Source organism: Kocuria tytonicola, assembly GCF_003687175.1.
Lineage (GTDB): Bacteria > Actinomycetota > Actinomycetes > Actinomycetales > Micrococcaceae > Kocuria > Kocuria tytonicola.
The window spans coordinates 863,028-884,502 of record NZ_RDEX01000001.1 but is presented as its reverse complement, the minus strand read 5'-3'; the positions used below and the strand labels follow the sequence as shown (position 1 = coordinate 884,502).

Sequence of the window (21,475 nt, the reverse complement as noted above, 5' to 3'; positions counted from 1 at the left end):
TGGATCTCGGTGGCAGGTGAGGGATTCGAACCCCCGTAGGCATTGCCAGCTGATTTACAGTCAGCCCCCTTTGGCCGCTCGGGTAACCTGCCGAGACGCCCAGCGCACGCGGTGGTACCGCGCGGCGAAGCACCTCAACAGTACACGGACAGCCGCAGGGGCCCCAAATCGCCCCGCCGCCGGGCGGAAGCCGGGCCCTGCACCGGCACCCTCCTACCCTGGGAGGGCACCGGAACCCACACCACGGAGGCGGACACCATGCAGGACCCCACGCGCACCACCACCCGGAACCCCGGGCACCCCACCCCTGCCGACGCCGGGCCGGACACCGGCGCCGGTTCCTCACCCACCACTCGGGCCATCGTCCTCGGGGGCGGCGGCACGGCGGGCATCGCCTGGGAGAGCGGACTGCTCTCGGCGCTGCTGGCGGCCGGGGTGGACCTGGGGTCCGCGGACCTCGTGGTCGGCACGTCCGCGGGCTCGTCCGTGGCGGTGCGGCTGCGCGCCGGGTCCCTGGGCACCGACTCCCTGCGCGCCGAGTTCTCGCGGGGCGGTGAGGACGACGCCGCACGGCCCGCCTCCGCGTCGGCGGCACCGCCGTTCGACCCGGAGGCCTTCCTGCAGCTGATGGCCGAGGCGGCCCAGGGCGCGCAGGACGAGCGGGACGGCCGCGCGCGGATCGGGGCGCGGGCGGCGTCGTCGTCCGCGGCCATGAGCGAGGAGGACTGGCTCGCGCGGATCGGCCACGCCCTGCCGCAGGACTGGCCGGAGGGCCGGCTCGCAGTCACCGCCGTGGACATCGCTGACGGCGGGTTCACCGTGTTCGACGCGGACGGCGGTGTTCCCCTGGTGCGGGCCGTGGCCGCGAGCTGCACGGTGCCGCTGGTGTTCCCACTGGTGCATATCGGCGACAGGGCCTACATGGACGGCGGCATGCGCTCCGCCACGAACGCGGACCTCGCCGCGGGCCACGACCGGGTGCTCGTGCTCTCGTGCAATCCGGAGCCACCCACGAGCCCGTTCGGGCCCACCCTGGAGCAGTCGCTGCGGCTGATCGAGGAGACGGGCAGCGCGCTGCACGTGACCGCGGACGCGGCGAGCCACGCGGCCTTCGGGACCAATCCCCTGGACCCGGCGAGTCGGATACCCTCGTTCGAGGCCGGTCTCGCGCAGGGGCGCCTGCTCGCGGACCGGGTCAGGCAGTTTTGGGACGCCTGAGCGCACCGCTCTCCCGCGTCCCCCGGTTCGCACCCGAGCAGTCGAGGAGTAGACAGTGGCATCCGAATCATCGTTCGACGTGGTCAGCAAGGTGGACAAGCAAGAGGTCGCGAACGCCCTGAACCAGGCGCAGAAGGAAGTGGCGCAGCGCTACGACTTCCGCGGCGTGGGCGCGGACATCGACTTCTCCGGCGAGAAGATCATGGTCAAGGCCAACTCCCAGGAGCGGGCCGAGGCGGTGCTGGACGTGTTCCAGTCCAAGCTGGTCAAACGCGGGATCTCCCTGAAGTCCCTGGACTCCGGTGAGCCGTACGCCTCCGGCAAGGAGTACCGCATCGAGTCCTCCATCAAGGAGGGCATCGCCCAGGACCAGGCCAAGAAGATCACCAAGCTCATCCGGGACGAGGGCCCCAAGGGCGTGAAGGCCACCATCCAGGGCGACGAGCTGCGGGTGTCCTCCAAGTCCCGCGACGACCTCCAGGACGTGATCGCGCTGCTCAAGGGCGCGGATCTCGAGGTCGATCTGCAGTTCATGAACTACCGCTAGAGCACACGGGAAAGGGCCGGAACGGTGTCACCGTTCCGGCCCTTTCCCCTGGGCGCCGGTTCTGCCCGCACCCGGCAGAGCGCGGGGTTCCCCGGACGACGCCGCCCGGGCCGGCGGCGGCTCAGCGCCCGCCCGCGGACCCGCCGCCGCGCGCCATGGCCTCGAGCCGCGCCACGCGGTCGGCCGTGCTCGGGTGCGTGCGGAACAGCCCGGAGACGCTCCCGCCGCGGAACGGGTTGGCGATCATCAGGTGCGAGGTGTTGACCAGCTTCTGGTCCGCGGGGTCCATGGGCCGCTGCGAGGCCCCGCCCTCGATCTTGCGGAGGGCGGACGCGAGCGCCAGGGGGTCCCCGGTGAGCGCGGAGCCGTCCTCGTCGGCGTCGTACTCCCGGGTGCGGGAGATCGCCATCTGGATCACCGCGGCGGCCAGGGGCGCCAGGAAGGCCAGGAGGAGTCCCACCAGGGGATTGCCACCGCGGTTGTCCTCCCCGCGGCCCCCTCCGAAGAACGCCGCGAACTGCAGCATCTGCGCCGCGGAGGTGATGATCCCGGCCACGGCGGCGGCCACCGAGGAGGTCAGGATGTCCCGGTTGTAGACGTGCATGAGTTCGTGGCCCAGCACGCCGCGCAGCTCGCGCTCGTCCAGGATCTGCAGGATGCCCTCGGTGCAGCACACCGCCGCGTGCTCGGGGTTGCGCCCCGTGGCGAACGCATTGGGGCTCATGGTGGGCGCGATGAACAGCCGCGGCATGGGCTGTCCGGCCCGCTGGGACAGCTCGTGCACGATCCGGTACATGCTGGGCGCCTGCTGGGGCGTCACGGGAACCGCACGCATGGACCGGATGGCCAGCTTGTCCGAGTTCCAGTAGCTGTAGGCGGTTCCGAGCAGGCCCACGAGCGCAAAGACCACGATGAACACCGAGTTGCGCGTGGCGCCCGCAATGGCCCAGCCGATGGCCAGCAGCACCACCCACATCCCGCCCAGCAGCAGGACGGTCTTCAATCCGTTGTAGTGACGGTGCATCAGAGGGATCTCCTCGGGGATCGGACGGGCACCCACGGTGCCCGCGGCGGGGGGGTCGGGAAGACGCGGCGAGCGCCCCTCCGGGCTATGGAGCCCAGGGCGGGCACAACGGCAGGATCACGGAGCCGATGATCCAGTCGCAGGGGTCCTCGGAGGGTGCAGGGTGGGACGGCTGCGGCTCGGACGGGACCGGCGGCCCGGTGCCGCTGGGCGCCGGGGCGCTGCCGCCTCCCGGTTCGCCGGGGGACGTCTGCGGGGACGGCGTCACGACCTCCGGCGGCGGGGACGCAGGAGGCACGGTGGGCACGGTGGGCACGGACACGGGCACACTTGCCGCCGGTTCGGGCAGCTCTCGCGGCAGGGTCCACTCCGGCGCGGTGCCGGGGAGGAACGGTGCGGACGGCACGGCCTCCTCGGGCCCGGATGCATGGGTGTCCGCGCCGGAACCGGGCTCCGCGCCCTCCCCCGCCGCAGCTGCGCCGGGGTCTGCTGCCATCCCGCCGCCGGGGGCGGCACCTCCGGACGGTGCGGCGTCGTGCTGGGGGGAACCGGCATCCGCACCCTGCGCGCCGGGCGTCGCGGCCGCGGACGACGCCGCGCGGTCACTTCCCTGCCCGTCTGCCCCCACGCTCTGCGTGGCCACCGCTTCCGGTGCGGGGTCCTCGGAGGAACCGTGGAGTGCGGTGTAGCCCACCGCGGTGGCGGCGACCACCGCGAGCGCGACGACGGCCGCCGCGCTCGCCGTGCCCGAACCGGCGAGACCGACGGCCCATCCGGCCGCTCCGGACCCGCCGGAGGCTTTTGCCCCGTTGGACCCGCCGGGAGCAGGGCCGCTCGTGGCGTGACCCGCGGACCCGGCGACGTCGTGCACTCCTGCTGGACCCCCCGCACCCCCGCCGGTGAGCGGAAGGCCCCCCAGCACCTCGGTGAGGCGGCCGCCGGCGCCCTCCCACAGGGGCAGCCCGGCGAGGACCGGCAGGAGCCAGCCGCGCATGCCGAGGCCGAGATCCTGCAGCTGCAGGTACTCGGCGGTGCAGCGGCAGCAGGTGTCCAGGTGGTCCTGGACCACCTTGGTGCGCGAGGGGGTGAGGGAGCCACGGACGAACCCGCCCAGCTGGGACGAGAACTGGTGGCAGTCCTCGAGCGCCCGTGCGGAGACGTGCTCCTGCATGTAGGCGGTGCGCAGACCCTCGCGGGCGCGCTTGCCCAGCGCGGACACGGCATTGGGCTGCATGCCCACCACTGCCGCCACCTGGCGCGGGCGGCGGCCTTCCACCTCGAGGTACCACAGCACCTCCTGCCAGCGCTCGGGCAGGGACGCGAACGCGCGGGACACCACGGCGGAGTCCACCTGGCGCACCACGGTGTCGTCGAAGAGCTGCACCTGGTCCAGCGGCCCGTCCGGCCGGGGCTCCTCGGGGCGTGTGCGGCTGAGGTCGTTCGCGCGGTCCGCCGCGAGCCGGGAGACGGCCGTGACCAGGTAGGCACGCAGGAACTCGCGGGGGCCGCGGCCCTCCCGCAGCAGTGCGAGCACGCGCGTGAACGCCTCCGAGACGAGGTCCTGGGCATCCGCCTCGCCGCGCGAGTGCATCCGGGCCACTGCCAGGGCGGCCCCGCGGTGGCGCTCGAACAGCTCTCCGAACGCGGCGCTGTCTCCGGCGCGCACGGCCGCGAGCAGCAGTTCGTCACTGGCGGGGCCCTCCGCGGGGTCGGGGAGACCGGGGACTGCGGAGCCTGCACTGTCTCGCATGGCACTCTCTCGGCACGTGGTGTGGGGGCGGTCTGGTGACATTGTGTCAGCATCATCTGGGAGGCGACAGACTGTTGCCTCCGCTGCACCACGGCACGGGCTCCGCGCGCCGGCGTGCGCTCCGGGGCAGGTCTGCGGCTCTGCGTGGCCGGGCACACGGTCCGCGATCGGGGGCGGAACCGGCCCCCACCGGTCCCGCCCCCGTCTCCTAGTACCGCTCTCCTCTCCCCCGTGCCGGGCAGCCCGCCCGGCGAAGAGACGCTCTCGCCCACCGGTGGCCACGCAACGTGTCCCCGTACTGACCGTGGCACCGGCTCGTCGGTCCCAGAGCGATCGGACCGTCCGGGATCTCGTGCAGCCCGCACGCGATCCACTGTGTAGACGCGTGGGGTGACGGATCGTGACGCGGAAATCCGAAAACTTTTTTCGGCGGGTCCGGCGACGCCGCCCGCGGCCGTCCCGCGCGACGTCGCCGGGGCGGGTTCAGCGGGACCGCACCCCCTCCGAGGGTCGGGACGTGGCGCCGCCCGCGCACGCTCTCGAGGCGGCGGGAGGCACCGGGAGACGTGGGTGAGGTCACCCTAACTATTGTGAATGGCTCAGAATAAGACTAGGATCAGAGCCATGGAGACCACCGCCGAGATCGCACCGCACCCCTCGCGGGCTGCGTGGACCTCGCACCTGCGCTCGCACGGGCGCAGGGTCACCAAGCAACGTCTCGCGGTGCTCGACGCCGTGGAGTCCGTACCGCACGCCACGGCGGAGGACACCGTGCAGCAGGTCCGCTCGGTCCTGCCCAACATGTCCGTCCAGTCCGTCTACGTGGTCCTCGCGGACCTCACGGCCATCGGCATGGTCTCCAAGTTCGAACCGCCCGGCTCCCCGGCGCGGTACGAGATCCGCACCGGGGACAACCACCACCACGCGTACTGCATCCGTTGCGGAGTCATCCAGGACGTGCCGTGCGCGGTGGGACACGCGCCGTGTCTCACACCCTCCCAGGACCACGGCTTCCAGCTGCTGTCCGCGGAGGTGGTGTACCGGGGGATCTGCCCGCAGTGTCAGCAGGACGCTGCGGCGGGTGCCCCGGAGGCCCAGTAAGTCCACTTCTTCGTCGGATCCCATCCATCACCCAGGAGGAATCATGTCTGACACCACTCCCCACGAGCACGGCCTGCGCAAGACCGGCTCGTTCACCACCAACCAAGAGGGCCAGCCGGTTCCCACCAACGCGGACGCCCACTCCCTGAGCGTGGGCGCGGACGGCCCGATCGTCCTGCACGACTCCTACGTCGTGGAGAAGCTCGCAGCATTCGACCGCGAGCGCGTTCCCGAGCGCGTGGTGCACGCCAAGGGCGCGGGTGCCTTCGGTGAGCTCGAGATCACCGAGGACGTCTCCCAGTACACCAAGGCCGCCGTGTTCCAGCCCGGCACCAAGTCCCCCATGCTGGCGCGCTTCTCCACCGTGGCCGGCGAGCAGGGCTCCCCGGACACCTGGCGCGACCCCCGCGGCTTCGCCCTGAAGTTCTACACCACCGAGGGCAACCTGGACATCGTGGGCAACAACACCCCGATCTTCTTCGTGCGCGACGGCATCAAGTTCCCGGACTTCATCCACTCGCAGAAGCGTCTGCCCGGTTCCGGCATGCGTGACAACACCATGCAGTGGGACTTCTGGACCCAGTCCCCGGAGTCCGCCCACCAGGTCACCTACCTCATGGGCCCCCGCGGCATCCCGAAGACCTACCGCCACATGAACGGCTACGGCTCCCACACCTACCAGTGGAGCAACGAGGCCGGGGAGCGCTTCTGGGTGAAGTACCACTTCATCTCCGACCAGGGCACCGAGGGCCTCACGGGTGCCGAGGCCGAGGAGATCGCGGGCAAGGACGCCGATGCGCACCGCCGCGACCTCTTCGACTCCATCGAGAAGGGCGACTTCCCGTCCTGGACCATGTACGTGCAGGTCATGCCGTACGAGGACGCCAAGACGTACCGCTTCAACCCCTTCGACGTCACCAAGACGATCTCCAAGAAGGACTACCCGCGCATCAAGGTGGGCAAGTTCACGCTGAACCAGAACCCCCTGAACTACTTCGCACAGATCGAGCAGGCGGCGTTCTCCCCCAGCAACACCGTCCCCGGTGTGGAGATCTCCCCGGACAAGATGCTCATGACCCGTGTGTTCTCCTACCCGGACACGCACCGTCACCGCATCGGCGCGAACTTCGCGGACCTGCCCGTGAACTTCCCGTACCGCTCGGAGCAGAACTCCTACTCGCAGGACGGGCCCATGCGGTACTCGTTCAAGCACCCGAACCAGCCCGTCTACGCGCCCAACACCAAGGGCGGCCCCGTGGCCGGTGTGGGTCCGGCCGTGGCGGACAACATGCGCTGGGAGTCCGACGGTGAGCTGCTGCGCACCGCCGCCACCCTGCACTCCGAGGACGACGACTTCGGTCAGGCCGGCACCCTCTACCGCGAGGTCTTCAACGACGAGGAGAAGGCCGAGACCGTGGAGAACATCGCCGGTCACATCGGCGATGTCACGGACGCCACCATCAAGGAGGCGGCCTTCCAGTACTGGGAGAAGGTGGACGCCGATCTCGGCCGCCGCGTGCGCGAGGCCGAGGCCCGCAACGCCGGGACGGACGCCTACGGCATCTGATCCCCGCACGGTGAGCGGGCGCTGACGTCCCGCTCCACCACGCGCACCGGCCCCGTTCCCGCTTCGGCGGGGGCGGGGCCGGTCTCGTTCGGGAGCCCGGTTCGCCATTGGGTGCCCACGCGTGCGGCGCGCCGTCGGGGACGACGACGCCGCGCGGCGTCGTCGTTCCCGACGCGTCAGTTCTGCTCGGTGGCCTCCGCACCGGAGGCGCCCGCGCCGGAAGCCTCCTGGCCCGGGGCGCCGGCCTGCTCGCGCTGGGTGACGAGGTCGAGCATCTCCCGCAGCTGCTCGGCCGGCAGGGTGGCCACGGGGGCCATGGCGTTGAGGCAGATGGCGTCCACACCGGCGTCCAGCGCGAACTGCAGGATCTGGCGCGAGGGCGCCGAACGCACCGTGAGCTCGGGGTCCAGTGCGGCCACCTCGGCCGCGGAGGTGAAGACCAGCAGCGTGTCGGGCGCGGCACCCTCCTCCTCCGGGCGCACCATCACGGGGATCGTGTCCTCTCCCTCGCCCCGGGTGCCGAGCATCAGGTGGCCCTCCGGGTTGAACAGCGCGCCCAGGACGTTGGCCATGTTGTCGTCCAGCAGGGCCTGCTTGAGGGGCTCGTTGTGGGGGGAGCGGGCCACCCACTCGATCTGCTCGCGGGGGATCCGCAGCGCGTGCTCGGAGGCGGGGTCCACCACGATCTCGTGGTACTGCGCGTCCTGCACGACCATCCCGAGCATGGCGCTGGCGCGCTGGCGCAGCAGCACGGGCTCCGTGCGCTGGGGGTCCTGGTTGCTCGCGGAGAACATCGCGCGTGCCTCGTCCGCGGAGGTGTACACCGCGAGCGCCCTGCGGCCGTCCGGCTGGGAGAGGGTCTGCACCCGGATGCTGGACTCCGGCCCCACGGGCTGGTCGTCCTCCCCGGGCACGAGGTCCGAGCCGGTGACGTCCAGGAGCACCGTGCCGGCCAGGGCCTCCCGCAAGACCCCGGCGAGCGCGCGCTGGCCCGGTTCCTCACCGTGCGCGAGGACCGCCGCGCGCAGGCGCGGGTGCACGTCACCCCGGACCTCATCCTCGGCGCGCTCGGCGTACGGCAGCTCGAGGCCCGCGGTGTGCGCGAGCTCCACGGCCCACAGCGGCGTGCCCTCCTGGGTGCGGGGGAAGCGGGTGAGCTGGTCCAGGACGTCCTGACCCGTGTAGGGGCCCTCCTGCGCGTAGGTGTGGGGCATGTCCCGGAAGTGGTAGGACGCGCTCGTGCGCAGCGTGGGCTCGGGCCAGCCCTGCGCGGTCAGGGTCACGGAGGCGGAGAACCAGCTGCCGCGTCCGGGTACGAAGCACGCACGCTGCAGCTGCGCGAGGGTCTCCAGCACGGGGCTGTCCACCTTGACGGGGCCCGCGGCACCCGGGATCGCCGTGCCGTCGCGGTTCTCGATCACGCGCAGGTGCACGCGCCCGCCCTGGGGCTTGAACTCCACGAGCATGGAGTCCCACCCCGGCTCCGTGCGCAGGACGGACATCACCCACTCACCCACCCGGGTCACGAGCTCGCGCTCGGTGGGGGCGGGGGTCTCCGAGGCGTTCTGGGGTGCAGAGCTCATGTGCAGTCAGTGTCCCTTCGGCCCGGTCCCTCCGGGCCCGGTGGTCGCGGGCGGCGCGGTGGGTTCCCGGCAGGTCACCGGGCCGCGCGCACGCCCAGCCTAGCCAACGTGCGCGGGGTCACCACGGATCCCCGGTGCCGGCGCGGGCGGGCGGTGCCGGGGGTGCCGCCGTTCCCGGGCTGCGGGGCGACGCCGTGCCCTGCGCGGGCGGGCCGGGCGCTCCCTGTGGGAGTCCGCCCCAGTTGTTAGCCTGGGGCCATGACAAAAACTCTGCAGGAGCTGATCGACGCGTCGATCTTCCTCTCCACCGAATACCAGGCAGTGCTGGCGGAACTGTCCCAGGGTGCGGAATGGGACGTGGACTTCTCCGCGCCGTCGTTCACCCTGCGCACCACCCCGCCCGTCACGCTGACCCCCTACCTGCTGGGCACGGAGTCCGCGGCGCGCGGTTCGTTCGTGTGGTCCTGGCAGGAGCTCGGGCACTTCGACCCACAGGTGGTCTCAGCGGCCGTGCAGACCAGGCAGGCCGGTGAGCGCCACGGTGTGGCGGAGCTGACCACGGACGAGCTGCCCCTGCAGGACGGACTGGCCCGGCGCCTCACGCTGGCCGCCAAGGCCGCCACGGGTCTCTACGCGCACTACCCGGCCCGCGCGGGTGGCAACATCACCGCATGGCTACTGCTGGACGGCGCGGAGTTCGAGCTGCCCCGCCTCACGGAGCAACGCATGATGCAGGTGATCGGCGAGTCCCTCACCACGGACACCGCCGTGGACCACAACCTGGCCGTGGCCAGCTACGCCAAGCTGCGCGGCGCCCACGTGGAGTGGGACACGGACGCCACGTGCGTGGTCACCGTGCACGACGGCGCCCAGCGCTTCTGGTTCGACGAGCACCAGATCACCGGCGTGGAGCCCGCGGAGCCCTCCGTGGGCGAGGACGAGCTGCGTGAGCTGGAGCGTCAGGCCCGGACGCACCGCGAGGCGCTGCTCGAGGACCGCCGGTCCGCCGTCGCCCAGGCCGAGGTGCTCGGGGAGCAGCAGCGGGCCGAGGCCGCCGAGCGCAAGCGGCGCGAGCGCGAGGAGGCCGACGCCGCGGCGTCGGCCGCCGCTGCCGCACCGCAGGAGGAGCCGCTGCCCAGCGAGCTCACCCCCGAGGACATCGAGGCGCCCGAGCCCGAGCAGCCCGAGGGGGACGTGGCCGTCCCCGCGAGCCAGGTGCGGGACGCGGACCTGCCGTTCGACCAGGAGCCCACCCGAGCCCCGGCCGAGCCCGGCCGCGTGGAGACCACCGTGCTGCCCGGCCCGCAGGGCGAGACCCCCACTGCCGGCCCGCAGGCCTCGCCGCACCCCAACACCACCGCGATGTCCCGGATCCCCGATCCCGGGCTCGCCGCCTCCCAGCCCGGTGCTCCCGAGCGCGAGGAGCCCATGCCGGAGCCTGCGGACGCCGAGCGCGGGACCGCCGCGGAGACCGAGGAGCGCACCACCGCGCACCGGGACGCCGCCGCCCGCGAGGAGCGCGTGGCGCGCGAGGAGGTCGTGGAGCGCGAGACCGTGGCCGGTCCCGGCGCAGCGGACGACGACCTCTCGGCGCCCGCCGTGGTGGACGGCCAGGAGGTCGAGACCAACGAGCAGGCGGAGCGCAAGGGCAAGAAGAAGCGCGGCTTCCTGAGCCGGTTCTTCGACCTGTAGCCCCACCAAGGTCCCCCAGGAGTGGTCCTGGCGCCGGTGCCACCGACGTTAGGATGCTCCGGTGACTGACTCCACGACTTCCGGCCCGGATCCCGACCACCACCGTCGGGTCCGGGCCGGTGTCGGCTACGGGTTCGGCGCGTACGCCATCTGGGGGCTGCTGCCCCTGTACTTCGTGCTGCTCGCCCCGGCCGCCCCGTACGAGATCGTGGCCATGCGGATCCTCTTCTCGTTGCTGTTCTGCCTGCTGCTGCTCGCGGTCACCGGCGGGCTCCGGCAGTACGCCCGGCTCTTCCGGGACCGTCAGGCGCTGCTCGCGCTGGGCCTGGCCGGGGTGCTGATCGCGGGGAACTGGCTGCTGTACACCGTGGCCGCCACCACGGGCCACACGCTCGAGGCATCCCTGGGGTACTTCATCAACCCCATCGTGGCCATCCTGCTGGGCGTGATCGTGCTGCACGAGAAGCTGCGCCCCCTGCAGTGGGCGGCCATCGCGGTGGGGATCGTCGCGGTGCTCGTGATGGCCGTGTTCTACGGCTCCGTGCCGTGGCTCTCCCTGGGGCTCGCGTTCTCGTTCGGCTTCTACGGCCTCGTGAAGTCCCGTCTGGGCTCGCGCTACTCCGCGCTCGTCACCCTGACGGGAGAAACCACCATGATCACCCCGCTGGCCCTCGTGGCGGTGGCGGTGCTGGGAACCCACGGCGGGATCACCCTCGCCTCCGAGGGCGCGGGACACTTCCTGCTCATGCTCTCCGCCGGTGTGATCACCGCCGTGCCCCTGCTGCTGTTCGGCGCCGCCGCCTCGCGGCTGCCCCTGAGCACCGTGGGGATGATCCAGTACGTGGCGCCCATTGGGCAGTTCGTCCTGGCGGTGGCCGTCTTCCACGAGGCCATGCCCCCGGAGCGCTGGGTCGGCTTCGCCCTGGTGTGGTGCGCCGTGGTCCTCCTCGTGCTCGACGCCGTCCGCGCCCCGCGCGCACCCCGGCTCCCCCGCCGCTGAGGCGCACCCCCGCCCTGCACGGGTTGCCCACCGCCGACTGTTCCCCCTCGTCCCTCGTCCGGGTGGGAAGGCGTGACGTCCACCGGCGCTCGAGAGGCGGAACGCGGAAGGCCGCCCCGGACACGTGGTCCGGGGCGGCCTCTGCTGCGGGTGGAGCCGTGGGGCAGGCGCAGATCAGGCGCGGCGGCCGGGGGCCGCGGGCTCCCCGGTCCGAACGGCGTCCTCGTCCGGGACGCGGTCCTGCTCTCCGGGGGCCGGGGTGTCGAGCTCGTCCACCTCCTCCGGGGAGCGCTTGATGTTGATCAGGGCCAGGAGGAGTCCTCCCCAGACCATGACCATGGCGACGATCATCATGACGACGGCGCTGGTGCTCATGAGAGTTCTCCTTCGGAGTGGCTGACGGGGGACCCCGCTGTGGAGCGCCGGGACGCGACCTCACCGGGGGCTGCGTGTGCCCAGGGTGCGTCCTTCTGCACCACGGTGCCGCGGTCGATGGCCCGCAGGGAGAAGTCCTGGCCCAGGGCCGCGGTCCGCCCGGCGGTGCCCGCGTAGTGGGTCAGGGACTGCTTGTTCGCAATGGCCTTGCGGTCCAGGTAGGCGTCCTCGATGGGAGGCGCCGGACTGGTGAAGGCCTCCGCCGTGCGCCTGCTCCACGGCATCCGGGACAGCAGGTAGGCGATGACCACCAGGGACGCGGCCATGCCCCACCCGAAGGTGTTCACGAACCACTGCGGCATGTCGTTGTAGCCCTCGGACGCGGTCTTGGTGACCTGGTCGATGAGGATGTAACCCAGGATCAGCGGGGTGATGCCGCCGGTCATGATCATCCACGTGCGGCCCAGCTTGAACGAGGACACCGAGTTGATGTGGTCGCGCAGCGTGGGCAGCGCGGAGAACCCCGCGGTCAGCAGCATCACGGACATCAGAGCCGCGGTCACGATGCCGAAGTTGTTGACGAACGCGTCCACGACGTCCAGCAGGTTCAGTCCCGTGGTGGTGGGGAAGAACAGCAGGGAGACCGCGGCCAGCGGGAGCACCACGAGCGCCACGGCGGCGGGGCGGGAGAGCCCCAGCTTGTCGCGCACGCCGGCCACGATGACCTCCACGATGGAGATCAGGGAGGTGAACCCTGCGAACGCCAGGGCGCCGAAGAACAGCACACCGATCAGGGTCCCGAACGGCGCCTGGGAGATGATCGCCGGGAACGCGATGAACGCCAGGCCGATGCCGGAGGTCGCCACCTCGGAGACCTCAGTCCCCGAGGCCGTGGCCATGAAGCCCAGGGCGGCGAAGACGCCGATGCCGGCGAGGATCTCGAAGGAGGAGTTCGCGAAGCCCACCACGAGCGCCGAGCCGGAGAGGTCCGAGCGGGGTTTGAGGTAGGAGGCGTAGGTGACCATGATGCCGAAGCCCACGGAGAGGGAGAAGAAGATCTGCCCGTAGGCGGCCACCCACACGGAGGAGTCCGCCAGTGCGCTCCACGAGGGGGTGAACAGGGCGTCCAGACCGGCGCCGGCGCCGGGCAGCGTGAGGGCCATGCCCACCATGATGAGGAACATGACCACGAGCAGCGGGATCAGCACCACGTTGAGCTTGCCGATGCCGTTCTGCACGCCCAGCATGAGCACCACCAGCAGCACGAGCCACGCGATGGCCGTGGCGATGAGCACGGGCCCGATGAAGTCGAAGCCGATGGTGACCTGGTCCGAGACCTTCATGTAGTCCTTCATGAAGAAGGAGGCGGGATCGTCACCCCACGCCTTGCTGAAGGAGAAGACGGTGTACTGCATGGCCCAGCCGATGATCAGCGCGTAGTAGATCGCGATCACCACGCAGATCAGCAGCTGCCACCAGCCGATGGTCTCGAGTTTGGGGTGCAGCCGACGGAAGGACAGCGGGGCGGAGCCGCGGTAGCGGTGGCCGATGGCGTAGTCCAGCATGAGCAGGGGGATGCCCGCGGTGAGCAGTGCCACCAGGTAGGGGATGATGAAGGCGCCGCCGCCGTTTTCGTACGCGACGTACGGGAAGCGCCAGATGTTGCCGAGGCCGACGGCGGAGCCGATCGCGGCGAAGATGAACATGGTGCGCCCGGAAAATGCTTCCTTGGCGGCGGCACCACGTGGTTTCTCAGTGGACATGCGTGAACCTCACACGGAAAAGAGTGTCCCCCAGGAGCATCACGGGGTGTCGCCGATACTCCAGGGGTGATGAATGTCTCAAGCTTACTGAGTGCTCAACCCTTGCGGTGGACCACCGCGTGGGCGAATTCGATCAGTGCTGCCTTGGCCACGCAGTCCTGCAGGGGTTCCAGGGCTGCGATGGCCTCGTCCGCCCACCGGTTGGCGATCTGCCAAGCCTCGGCGGCCGCGGGATGCTCCGAGACGGCCGCCACGGCGGTGGCCAGGGCGGCGTCGTCGGTGAGGTCTCCGTCGATCAGACGGAGGACAGGTTCTGCGGCGGCCGCGACCCCGGGGTCGGTGCCGGCGGCGTCCCGGCGCAGCAGCAGGACGGGCAGCGTGTCCACGCCCTCGCGCAGGTCCGTGCCGCGGGTCTTGCCGGAGACGTCCGGGTGGCCGGTGAGGTCGATGATGTCGTCCGCGAGCTGGAAGGCCAGGCCCACCTTCTCGCCGTAGACCACCATGAGGTCCACCACGGAGCGGGGTGCGCCGCCCAGCAGCGCACCGTACTGGCCGCTCGCGGCGATGAGCGAGCCGGTCTTGCCGGAAAGCACCTGGATGTAGTGCTCCACGGGGTCCTGGCCCTCGGCGGGGCCCGCGGTCTCCTTGAGCTGGCCGATCACGAGCCGCTCGAACGTGGTGGCCTGGATCATGAGGGGTTCCTGGCCCAGCGCGGACACCATGGCGGAGGCGCGGGCGAAGATCAGGTCCCCGGTGAGGATGGCCACGGTGTTGCCCCACACGGTGTGGGCCGTCTCCACACCGCGGCGCAGGGGAGCGGAGTCCATGACGTCGTCGTGGTAGAGGGAGGCCAGGTGGGTGAGCTCCACGACCACGGCGGCCTCCACCACCTCGTCCGTGATGCTGCCGGCCGCCTCCGCCGCGAGCAGTGCGAGCAGGGGGCGCACCCGCTTGCCGCCGGCGCGCAGCAGGTGGCGTGCCGTGACGTCCGCGAGCTGGTCCGTGGCGCGCAGGGACTGGTCCAGCCGCTCCTCCACGCGTTCGAGCGAACGCAGCATGAGGGGTCCCAGGTGCGGGTCCTGGGCAATGAGCTCGAAGCCCGCGGGCAGGCGCAGGGAGCCCTCGGGGCGGCTGGGTTCAGTCACGGTCCACCACTCTATCGACAAATCAGGCCGCGGGCGTCAGCGCGTCCAGCACCGCGATGGCGCGATCCGTCACAGTCCGGGCGGGGCGGTCCGAGAGCTCCGTCATGACCTGGACGGCGAAGCGCATGAGCGCCGGGACGGACATGCCCGCGCGCACGGCCGCGGAGAGGACTGCCGGGTGGCCGATGAGCTCGGCGAGCGCCCGGCCCTGCGTGAAGTGCGCCCCCCACTCGGCGCGCACGAGCTGCGGGTAGCGGGCCAGGGCGTTCTCCCGCTGCTGGGGGCCGTTCGCGGCGGCGGCGTCCGCAATGCACTGCGCGGCGAACAGTGCCGACTCCATGGCGTTGGAGATCCCCTCGCCGTTGAACGGGGAGACGAGCCCGGCGGCGTCGCCCAGGAGCATGAGCCCGGGGACGTAGTGCGGTGTGCGGTTGCCGGCCATGGGCAGGGCCGCGGAGCCCACGGTGCCCACCTGGTGCTCGGGGTCGAAGGTCCACTCGGCGGGCATCGAGGCGGTCCAGCTGCGCAGCACCGCGCGGTAGTCCAGGGAACCGAAGGCGGGCGAGGTGTCCAGGATGCCCAGGCCCACGTTCGCGGTGCCGTCCCCCACGCCGAAGATCCAGCCGTAGCCGGGCAGCAGGGCGCGCTCGGTGCGGGTGCCGTCCTCGAGCTCGAGCCAGCCCTCCATCCAGTCCAGCTCCGAGCGCGGGGACCGGTAGTAGGTGCGCACGGCCACGCCCATGGGCCGGTCGGTGCGCCGGTGCAGCCCGGCGGCCACGGCGGTGCGGGTGGAGTTGCCGTCCGCGGCAAGCACGAGGTCCGCGCGGTGCTCCTCGGTCTCCGCCGTGCGCCGTCCGGTCTCCGGGTCCAGCACCGCGGCCCGCACGCCCACCACGCGACCGGTGCCGTCCCGCAGCACGTCCTTCACGGAACGGCGCTCCACCACGTTCGCCCCCGCGGCGCGGGCGTGGCGCACGAGGTCCTCGTCGAAGCCCGCGCGCGTGCGCACCAGGCCGTACGAGGGGAAGTCGGTGAGCTCGGGCCAGGGGAACTCCACGGTGCGCCCGGACGCCACGAGCCGCAGCCCGCGGTTGCGCCGGTAGCCCTCGGCCTCGCCGTGCGGCACGCCCATGAGGCGCAGCTGCTGCACGGCCCGCGGGGTGAGCCCGTCCCCGCACACCTTCTCCCGGGGGTACGCGGACTTCTCCAGGACCGTGACGTCCATGCCGTGGCTCGCGAGCCAGTACGCCGCCGTGGCGCCCGCGGGGCCGCCCCCGCTGATCAAGACCTTCACTGCGCCGCAGTCCTCCGCGTTCTCGGCTTGCGGGCACGCGCGTGCCCCTGGGTGGTGCAGCGCTCATTGTGCCACCGCCCTCCGACGCCGCGGCACAGCACGCCCCGCGCGCTCCCCGCCCGCACCCGGCGCGCGCGGCCGGTCCTCCCGCGCGCGTCCTATGCTGGTGGGCGATGACAACAGAGCTCCCCGCGCCCACCCTGAGCGCGCTCACCCTCCCCCTCTCGGACGTCCCCTCCGCCGCCGGATTCGCACGCGACCCGGACGTCCGCCGCCTGCTGGACGGCCCCGATCCCGCCACGTGGATCGTGCGCGGCCGGGGACTCGTGGGGCTCGGCCGCGCGGCCACGTTCCGGGTCCGCGGTGGCACCCGGTTCACCGCCGCGCGCGTGTGGTGGGACGCCGTGCGCCAGGACGCCGCGGTCGAGGACCGGGTCCGCCGCCCGGGAACGGGACTGCTCGCGTTCGGCGCCTTCGCCTTCGCCCCCTCCTCCACCGCGGCCTCCGGACTCGTGGTCCCCGAACTCGTGGTGGGCACCGACGACGACGCCGCGTGGCTGACCCTGATCGTGCCCGGAGCCACCGTGCCCACCCCCGCGGACGTCGACGCCGCCTGGTCCCGTCTGGCACGCGTGGCCCCCGGGCCCGTCGCGGGCGCCACCCCGGAGCGGCTGGACGGACCCGCGGCCGGCGGCGCGGCGTCGTCGTACCCCACGGCCGTGCCCGGCACGCTGGACGAAGGCGAGTGGATGGCCGCGGTGGCGGACGGCGTGGCCATGATCCGGGCGGGCGAGCTGGACAAGCTCGTGCTCGCGCGGGACGTGGTGGTGGACACCGGGCGGCCCATCGAGCTGGGCGCGGTGCTGGGGCGGCTCAGCGAGCGCTTTGCCACGTGCTGGACGTACTGCGTGCGGCTCGGGGACGAGGACTCCCCGGAGGAGGGGTCCGGGCGGCTGCTGGGCGCGACCCCGGAGATGCTCGTCCGCGTGCACCGCGGCACGGCGTCCGCGCGCGTGCTCGCCGGGACGCTGGACCGGCAGGACCTCCCGGACGGGGCGAACCCCGATGACTTCGCCATCACCGAGCTGGGCGGCTCCGAGAAGCAGCAGCGCGAGCACCGCTTCGCCGTGGAGTCGCTGGTCGCCGGTCTGTCCCCGTACGCGGACGAGGTCTCGGGCGGCGAGCGGCCGTTCATCCTGGACCTGCCGAACGTCTGGCACCTCGCCTCGGACGTCACCGCCCGGCTGCGCGCCGGCGTGGACGGCACCCTGCCCTCCGCGCTGGAGCTCGCGGAGGCGGTGCACCCCACCGCCGCAGTGTGCGGCACCCCCACCGAGACCGCGGGCGCCGTGATCGAGGACCTCGAGCGCATGGACCGCGGCCTCTACGCCGGGCCCGTGGGCTGGCTCGACGGCGCCGGCAACGGCGAGTGGGGCATCGCCCTGCGCGGGGCGGTCCAGCTGGACGCGCACCGTGCGCGGGTCAGTGCCGGGTGCGGGATCGTCGCGGAGTCCGACCCCCGCGCCGAGCTCGCGGAGACGTGGGCCAAGCTGCGGCCCATGCTGGAGTCGCTGCCCGCACGCTGAACAGCCCCGCGAGTGGGACCCCCTCCGGAAGGGTGAGGCGCATAGTACGATCGCCACACGTCCAGGACCACTCGACGAGGAGTTCCCATGGCCACTGCGCGCCGGTCCGCGCCCGTGCTCGCCGCCGTCTGGGCGGTGGGGCTGGCGCTCGCGGGGTGCGGCTCGTCCTCGGGGGAACAGGCCGGTGCGAGCGGCAGCGCCGGGACGTTCACGGTGTGCACCGACTCCCCCTACGCGCCGTTCGAGTTCGAGCGCGACGGCAAGACCGTGGGCTTTGACATGTCCCTGGGGCAGGAGATCGCCCACGACATGGGCAGGAGCCTGCAGGTGGCGCAGGCGGACTTCCACACGCTGGTCTCCGGTGACGCACTGGACACGGGCCGGTGCGACGCCGCGATCTCCGGCATGACCATCACCGCGCAACGGCGGCGGGACGTGGACTTCTCCCAGCCGTACTTCAACGACCAGATCGCGCTGCTCACCGCGAAGGACTCCGGCATCACGGGATTCGGCTCCGTGGGCCGGGCGACCGTGGGCGTCCAGCGCGCGAGCTCCGGGGAGCAGTACGCGAAGGACAGGAAGCTCGCCGTGAAGGAGTTCGAGGACGTGGGGCAGATGTTCCAGGCCCTGCGCTCCGGGGAGGTCGAGGCGGTGTCCGGGAACATCTCCACGCTGTCCTGGGAGGCCAAGAACCACCCGGACCTGCGGCTCGCCCAGACCGTGGACACCAACGAGAACCTCGGCGTGGCCGTGAAGAAGGGCAACACCGAGGTCCTCGGCGCCGTGAACCGCACCCTGGACCGGGTCACGCGCGACGGCACGGTGGACCGGCTCAAGGCGGAGTGGATGGGGCTGTAGACCCGCCCCTCACCCTCGGCCGGCCCGGGACGTCCCCGCCGGCGTACCCGCGCCCCGGGGGCAGTGCCCTGGTGTTCCTGCGCCTTGGTGTGCCCGCGCCGTGGTGCGCCGGAACCGGGTGCCCGCGTCAGTGCATCCCGGAGGGACGCACCGAGACGACCTCCACCTCCGAGGTCCGGTCCGCGTCCACCACCAGGCGCACCGCCGCGGCGATCTGCTCGGGGCGGATCCACTCCTCCGGGCGGTACTCCCGGCCCATGTACTCGTGCAGCTGCTCCTGCATGTCCGTGGCCACGCGGCCCGGGTGCACCGAGGACACGCGGACCCCGTTCTCCCGCTCCTCCTCGCGCAGCGCGTCCGTCAGCGCCCGCAGCGCGAACTTGGTGCCGGAGTACAGCGCCGCGGAGGGGTTGGAGGTGAAGCCGGAGCCGGAGTTGATGGCCACCACGTCACCGTGGGCGGCGCGCAGCTCCGGCAGGGTGAGCCGGGTCAGCTGGGCCACGGAGATCACGTTGACGTCGAAGATCTGCTCCCACATCTCCCGCGGGGCGTCCGCCACGCGGGACTGCGGGGCGATCCCCGCCGAGTGCACCAGGACGTTCAGCCCGTGGAACTCGTCCCGCAGGGGTGTCCACGCGGCGGCCACCTGCTCGTCGTCGCTCACGTCCGCGACGAACGCGCGGGTGCCCGGTCCCAGCCCGGCCAGTTCACCGCGCACGCGCTCCACGTCCTCGGCGGAGCGTCCGCCCACGAGGACGACGTGGTCCCGGGCGAGGTCCTGGGCGATGGCCCGTCCGATCCCGCGCGTGGCTCCCGTGACCAGTGCCGTGCGGGGTGTGCTCTGCTGTGCCGTCTGTTCGCTCATGCCGCCATGCTAGCGAGGGGCTCCGTCCCGCGCCGCGCAGATCGTCCGGCAGGAGAGGACCCCGCCCTCGCACCCGGGGGTCACCGCCCGGCGAGGAACTCCTCCACCGCACGGCTGCCCTCGCGCCGGGCGGCCGCGTTGAAGTCCCGCAGGGTCTCCCGTTCGAGCACCACCTCGACCACCCGGCGGCCCACCACCGGGACCGCGAGCGCCGCCGTGAGCTCGATGGCCGTCTCCGCGCGCACGTGCGCCACGCCGTAGGCGGCGCACAGCTCCGCGATCCCGGCCCGGTGCGAGGTTCCGAAGAACCGCTCGACCGCCGCGGTGTACCGTTCGTCCCGGCCCAGTGCGCCGTGCTCGAGCGTCTGGAAGATGCCCCCGCCGGAGTCGTTGACCACCACCGTGTCCACGTCCGGGACCTGTTCCCCCGACCCCAGGAGCAGCCCGCCCGCGTCGTGCAGGAACGTGAGGTCCCCCATGACCGCGCGCACGGGCCGTCCGGTGCCCAGCGCCACGCCGTGCGCGGTGGCCACCGTGCCGTCGATCCCCGCCAGACCACGGTTCGCCACCACCGGCACCGGGGACTGCGCGCGTGCCGCGAGGTCCACGTCCCGCACCACGGTGGAGGATCCCACCACGAGCACCGAGCCGTCCTGGCAGCCGGCATCCCACACCGCCCGCGCCACGTGCAGCCGGGTCAGCTCCTGCTGGGCGTTCGCGTACCGCAGCACGGCGGCATCCGCGGCGGCCCCGGCCTCCCGCCACGTCCGCAGCCACCCGTCCGCCACGGGTCCGACGGCGCTCGCGGCCTCCGCGAAGGAGGCCACCTCCTCCTCGGGCCGGCGCCCGGGGACGAACCACGGGGCGGGTTCGGGGCGCACGGCCACCACCCGCACGTCCTCACGTTTGAGCAGCGCCGCGACGGAGCGGCTCAGGGTGGGCCGCCCCACCAGGACCACGGCATCCACCCGTGCCCCGAGCGGGGAGGCCAGGAGGCTCTCGTAGGAGGCTATGGCCTCCCCCGTCCGGGCGTTGGAGGACGGCTCGGCCAGCAGCGGCATGCCGTGCTCACGTGCGAACCGTGCGGTGGTGAGCCCCGCGCCGTCGCCCGCGAACACCACGGGGTGGGACGGCGGTTCCACGACGATGTGCGGGCGCGGGCTGCGACGGGCACCGGGGGCTGCGGGGGCCGGCTCGTCGCTCGCGGCGTCTGCACGGTGGGTGTGCCGCGGGGGGCGGCCGGGATCGGCCCCGGTCACGTGGAAGGCGGAGGTGCCCTCGGCGAGCAAAGCGCCCTGGGCACCGGGGTCGTCCTCCCCGAGCACCCGGGAAGGCAGGAAGGGCTCGGGCAGCACCGACCACGGGTGCGCCACCGGTTCCGGGGCCCGGGCGGAGCGGACGCGGGCCAGCTCGGCGGCGAGGTCCCGGGCCCAGTCCTGCAGGTGGGCGTGGTCGGCCCCGGACCTCGGGAAGAGGGGGTCGCGCAGGGCGACGTTGAGGTGCACGGGGCCGGGGGCGTCCTCGCGGTGCCCTGCGAGTGCGGTCAGGGGGTCGCGCAGCAGGTACTCGAGGTCCTCGCGGTGCTCGTCGTCCGTGAGGTCCGAGCCTTCCGGGGGCAGCAGGTCCAGCGCGGCGCGCACGAAGTGGGAGAACATCCCCGGCTGCTGGGTGGTCTGGTTGGCGCCCGTGCCACGCAGCTCGGGCGGGCGGTCCGCGCTGAGCACCACCACGGGCGCCCCCGCGTGGGAGGCCTCCATGACGGCGGGCAGCAGCTCCCCCACGGCGGTACCGCTCGTGGTGACCACCGCGCACGGCCGTCCGGTGGAGCGTGCGATCCCGAGCGCGGTGAAACCGGCGTCCCGCTCGTCGATCCGCACGTGCACCGTGAACGCACCGCTCGCGTGGGCCGCCGCCGCGGCGTAGGCCAGGGGTGCCGAGCGCGAGCCCGGTGACACCACCAGGTGCTGCATGCCCCGCAGCGCGAGGACCCGCAGGACGGTGGTGGCGGAGAGCAGGCTGGGCGTGATCACACCGGTGACGCTACCCAGCTCCGCCGACACGCACAGCCGACGCCGCGGCGGCAAGCCATGCGCGGAGCCGGCCGGGC

General features: G+C 72.6%; 17 protein-coding genes and 1 tRNA gene. 8 read left to right on the top strand and 10 right to left on the bottom strand.

Going from position 1 to position 21,475, the window contains the following annotated elements; all coding sequences use genetic code 11:
• Positions 1-10 precede the first annotated feature (10 nt).
• A tRNA-Tyr gene (locus EAE32_RS03965) sits at positions 11-92 on the bottom strand.
• Positions 93-258: 166 nt separating this feature from the next.
• Between EAE32_RS03965 and EAE32_RS03960 the strand changes: the two genes are divergently transcribed.
• Both EAE32_RS03960 and EAE32_RS03955 read left to right on the top strand, forming a co-directional pair.
• Positions 259-1,218, top strand: a complete 960-nt coding sequence (locus tag EAE32_RS03960; RefSeq protein WP_121864250.1) for a patatin-like phospholipase family protein — start codon at positions 259-261, stop codon at positions 1,216-1,218.
• Between the two features lie 55 nt (positions 1,219-1,273).
• Positions 1,274-1,765, top strand: coding sequence for a YajQ family cyclic di-GMP-binding protein (locus tag EAE32_RS03955; RefSeq protein ID WP_121864249.1), 492 nt, complete (start codon positions 1,274-1,276; stop codon positions 1,763-1,765).
• A gap of 121 nt (positions 1,766-1,886) precedes the next feature.
• Here EAE32_RS03955 and htpX read toward each other — a convergent pair whose 3' ends face one another.
• Together htpX and EAE32_RS03945 are read right to left on the bottom strand one after the other, a co-directional pair.
• A complete protein-coding gene (gene htpX / locus EAE32_RS03950; RefSeq protein WP_121846486.1) occupies positions 1,887-2,789 on the bottom strand; it encodes a zinc metalloprotease HtpX in 903 nt (300 codons plus the stop codon).
• Between the two features lie 85 nt (positions 2,790-2,874).
• On the bottom strand, positions 2,875-4,539 hold the full coding sequence (locus tag EAE32_RS03945; protein ID WP_165860442.1) for a sigma-70 family RNA polymerase sigma factor: 1,665 nt from the start codon (positions 4,537-4,539) through the stop codon (positions 2,875-2,877).
• A gap of 624 nt (positions 4,540-5,163) precedes the next feature.
• On the opposite strand from EAE32_RS03945, the gene EAE32_RS03940 reads away from it, so the two are divergent.
• Together EAE32_RS03940 and EAE32_RS03935 are read left to right on the top strand one after the other, a co-directional pair.
• A complete protein-coding gene (locus EAE32_RS03940; RefSeq protein WP_121846639.1) occupies positions 5,164-5,640 on the top strand; it encodes a Fur family transcriptional regulator in 477 nt (158 codons plus the stop codon).
• Positions 5,641-5,683: 43 nt separating this feature from the next.
• A complete protein-coding gene (locus tag EAE32_RS03935; RefSeq protein ID WP_121864247.1) occupies positions 5,684-7,207 on the top strand; it encodes a catalase in 1,524 nt (507 codons plus the stop codon).
• A gap of 176 nt (positions 7,208-7,383) precedes the next feature.
• On the opposite strand, the gene EAE32_RS03930 is transcribed toward EAE32_RS03935, so the two are convergent.
• On the bottom strand, positions 7,384-8,790 hold the full coding sequence (locus EAE32_RS03930; RefSeq protein WP_121864246.1) for an SseB family protein: 1,407 nt from the start codon (positions 8,788-8,790) through the stop codon (positions 7,384-7,386).
• A 258-nt stretch (positions 8,791-9,048) separates the two neighbouring features.
• Between EAE32_RS03930 and EAE32_RS03925 the strand changes: the two genes are divergently transcribed.
• Positions 9,049-10,482: a DUF6882 domain-containing protein gene (locus EAE32_RS03925; RefSeq protein WP_121864245.1), complete on the top strand. Its 1,434-nt coding sequence runs from the start codon at positions 9,049-9,051 to the stop codon at positions 10,480-10,482.
• Positions 10,483-10,543: 61 nt separating this feature from the next.
• A complete protein-coding gene (gene rarD / locus EAE32_RS03920) occupies positions 10,544-11,482 on the top strand; it encodes an EamA family transporter RarD (protein WP_121864244.1) in 939 nt (312 codons plus the stop codon).
• 174 nt (positions 11,483-11,656) lie between these two features.
• On the opposite strand, the gene EAE32_RS03915 is transcribed toward rarD, so the two are convergent.
• From EAE32_RS03915 to EAE32_RS03900, 4 genes are all read right to left on the bottom strand, one after another.
• Positions 11,657-11,857 (bottom strand): methionine/alanine import family NSS transporter small subunit, encoded by a 201-nt coding sequence (locus tag EAE32_RS03915; RefSeq protein WP_121846758.1) that lies wholly within the window; start codon positions 11,855-11,857, stop codon positions 11,657-11,659.
• The gene (locus tag EAE32_RS03910) at positions 11,854-13,620 is read right to left on the bottom strand and encodes a sodium-dependent transporter (RefSeq protein ID WP_121846757.1); all 1,767 of its coding nucleotides are present in this window, start codon (positions 13,618-13,620) and stop codon (positions 11,854-11,856) included. Before EAE32_RS03910 ends, EAE32_RS03915 begins: the two co-directional genes overlap by 4 nt.
• Before the next feature lie 95 nt (positions 13,621-13,715).
• The gene (locus tag EAE32_RS03905) at positions 13,716-14,678 is read right to left on the bottom strand and encodes a polyprenyl synthetase family protein (RefSeq protein WP_121846759.1); all 963 of its coding nucleotides are present in this window, start codon (positions 14,676-14,678) and stop codon (positions 13,716-13,718) included.
• Between the two features lie 109 nt (positions 14,679-14,787).
• Positions 14,788-16,059, bottom strand: coding sequence for a geranylgeranyl reductase family protein (locus EAE32_RS03900; RefSeq protein WP_121846756.1), 1,272 nt, complete (start codon positions 16,057-16,059; stop codon positions 14,788-14,790).
• Between the two features lie 173 nt (positions 16,060-16,232).
• On the opposite strand from EAE32_RS03900, the gene EAE32_RS03895 reads away from it, so the two are divergent.
• Both EAE32_RS03895 and EAE32_RS03890 read left to right on the top strand, forming a co-directional pair.
• Positions 16,233-17,645, top strand: a complete 1,413-nt coding sequence (locus EAE32_RS03895) for an isochorismate synthase (protein ID WP_121864243.1) — start codon at positions 16,233-16,235, stop codon at positions 17,643-17,645.
• A gap of 87 nt (positions 17,646-17,732) precedes the next feature.
• The gene (locus EAE32_RS03890) at positions 17,733-18,503 is read left to right on the top strand and encodes an ABC transporter substrate-binding protein (RefSeq protein WP_121864242.1); all 771 of its coding nucleotides are present in this window, start codon (positions 17,733-17,735) and stop codon (positions 18,501-18,503) included.
• Between the two features lie 127 nt (positions 18,504-18,630).
• Here EAE32_RS03890 and EAE32_RS03885 read toward each other — a convergent pair whose 3' ends face one another.
• Both EAE32_RS03885 and menD read right to left on the bottom strand, forming a co-directional pair.
• On the bottom strand, positions 18,631-19,368 hold the full coding sequence (locus EAE32_RS03885; protein WP_121864241.1) for an SDR family oxidoreductase: 738 nt from the start codon (positions 19,366-19,368) through the stop codon (positions 18,631-18,633).
• Between the two features lie 80 nt (positions 19,369-19,448).
• Positions 19,449-21,398: a 2-succinyl-5-enolpyruvyl-6-hydroxy-3-cyclohexene-1-carboxylate synthase gene (menD, locus tag EAE32_RS03880; protein WP_121864240.1), complete on the bottom strand. Its 1,950-nt coding sequence runs from the start codon at positions 21,396-21,398 to the stop codon at positions 19,449-19,451.
• Positions 21,399-21,475: the final 77 nt, after the last annotated feature.

What these genes read in the sequence shown, in the direction of transcription:
- EAE32_RS03890 (WP_121864242.1), top strand. Translation starts at nt 17,733, where the DNA reads ATGGCCACTGCGCGCCGGTCCGCGCCCGTGCTCGCCGCCGTCTGGGCG.
- EAE32_RS03935 (WP_121864247.1), top strand. Translation starts at nt 5,684, where the DNA reads ATGTCTGACACCACTCCCCACGAGCACGGCCTGCGCAAGACCGGCTCG.
- EAE32_RS03960 (WP_121864250.1), top strand. Translation starts at nt 259, where the DNA reads ATGCAGGACCCCACGCGCACCACCACCCGGAACCCCGGGCACCCCACC.
- EAE32_RS03910 (WP_121846757.1), bottom strand. Translation starts at nt 13,620, where the DNA reads ATGTCCACTGAGAAACCACGTGGTGCCGCCGCCAAGGAAGCATTTTCC.
- EAE32_RS03940 (WP_121846639.1), top strand. Translation starts at nt 5,164, where the DNA reads ATGGAGACCACCGCCGAGATCGCACCGCACCCCTCGCGGGCTGCGTGG.
- EAE32_RS03905 (WP_121846759.1), bottom strand. Translation starts at nt 14,678, where the DNA reads ATGCTGCGTTCGCTCGAACGCGTGGAGGAGCGGCTGGACCAGTCCCTG.
- EAE32_RS03945 (WP_165860442.1), bottom strand. Translation starts at nt 4,539, where the DNA reads ATGCGAGACAGTGCAGGCTCCGCAGTCCCCGGTCTCCCCGACCCCGCG.
- htpX (WP_121846486.1), bottom strand. Translation starts at nt 2,789, where the DNA reads ATGCACCGTCACTACAACGGATTGAAGACCGTCCTGCTGCTGGGCGGG.
- EAE32_RS03925 (WP_121864245.1), top strand. Translation starts at nt 9,049, where the DNA reads ATGACAAAAACTCTGCAGGAGCTGATCGACGCGTCGATCTTCCTCTCC.
- EAE32_RS03915 (WP_121846758.1), bottom strand. Translation starts at nt 11,857, where the DNA reads ATGAGCACCAGCGCCGTCGTCATGATGATCGTCGCCATGGTCATGGTC.
- EAE32_RS03895 (WP_121864243.1), top strand. Translation starts at nt 16,233, where the DNA reads ATGACAACAGAGCTCCCCGCGCCCACCCTGAGCGCGCTCACCCTCCCC.
- EAE32_RS03885 (WP_121864241.1), bottom strand. Translation starts at nt 19,368, where the DNA reads ATGAGCGAACAGACGGCACAGCAGAGCACACCCCGCACGGCACTGGTC.
- EAE32_RS03930 (WP_121864246.1), bottom strand. Translation starts at nt 8,790, where the DNA reads ATGAGCTCTGCACCCCAGAACGCCTCGGAGACCCCCGCCCCCACCGAG.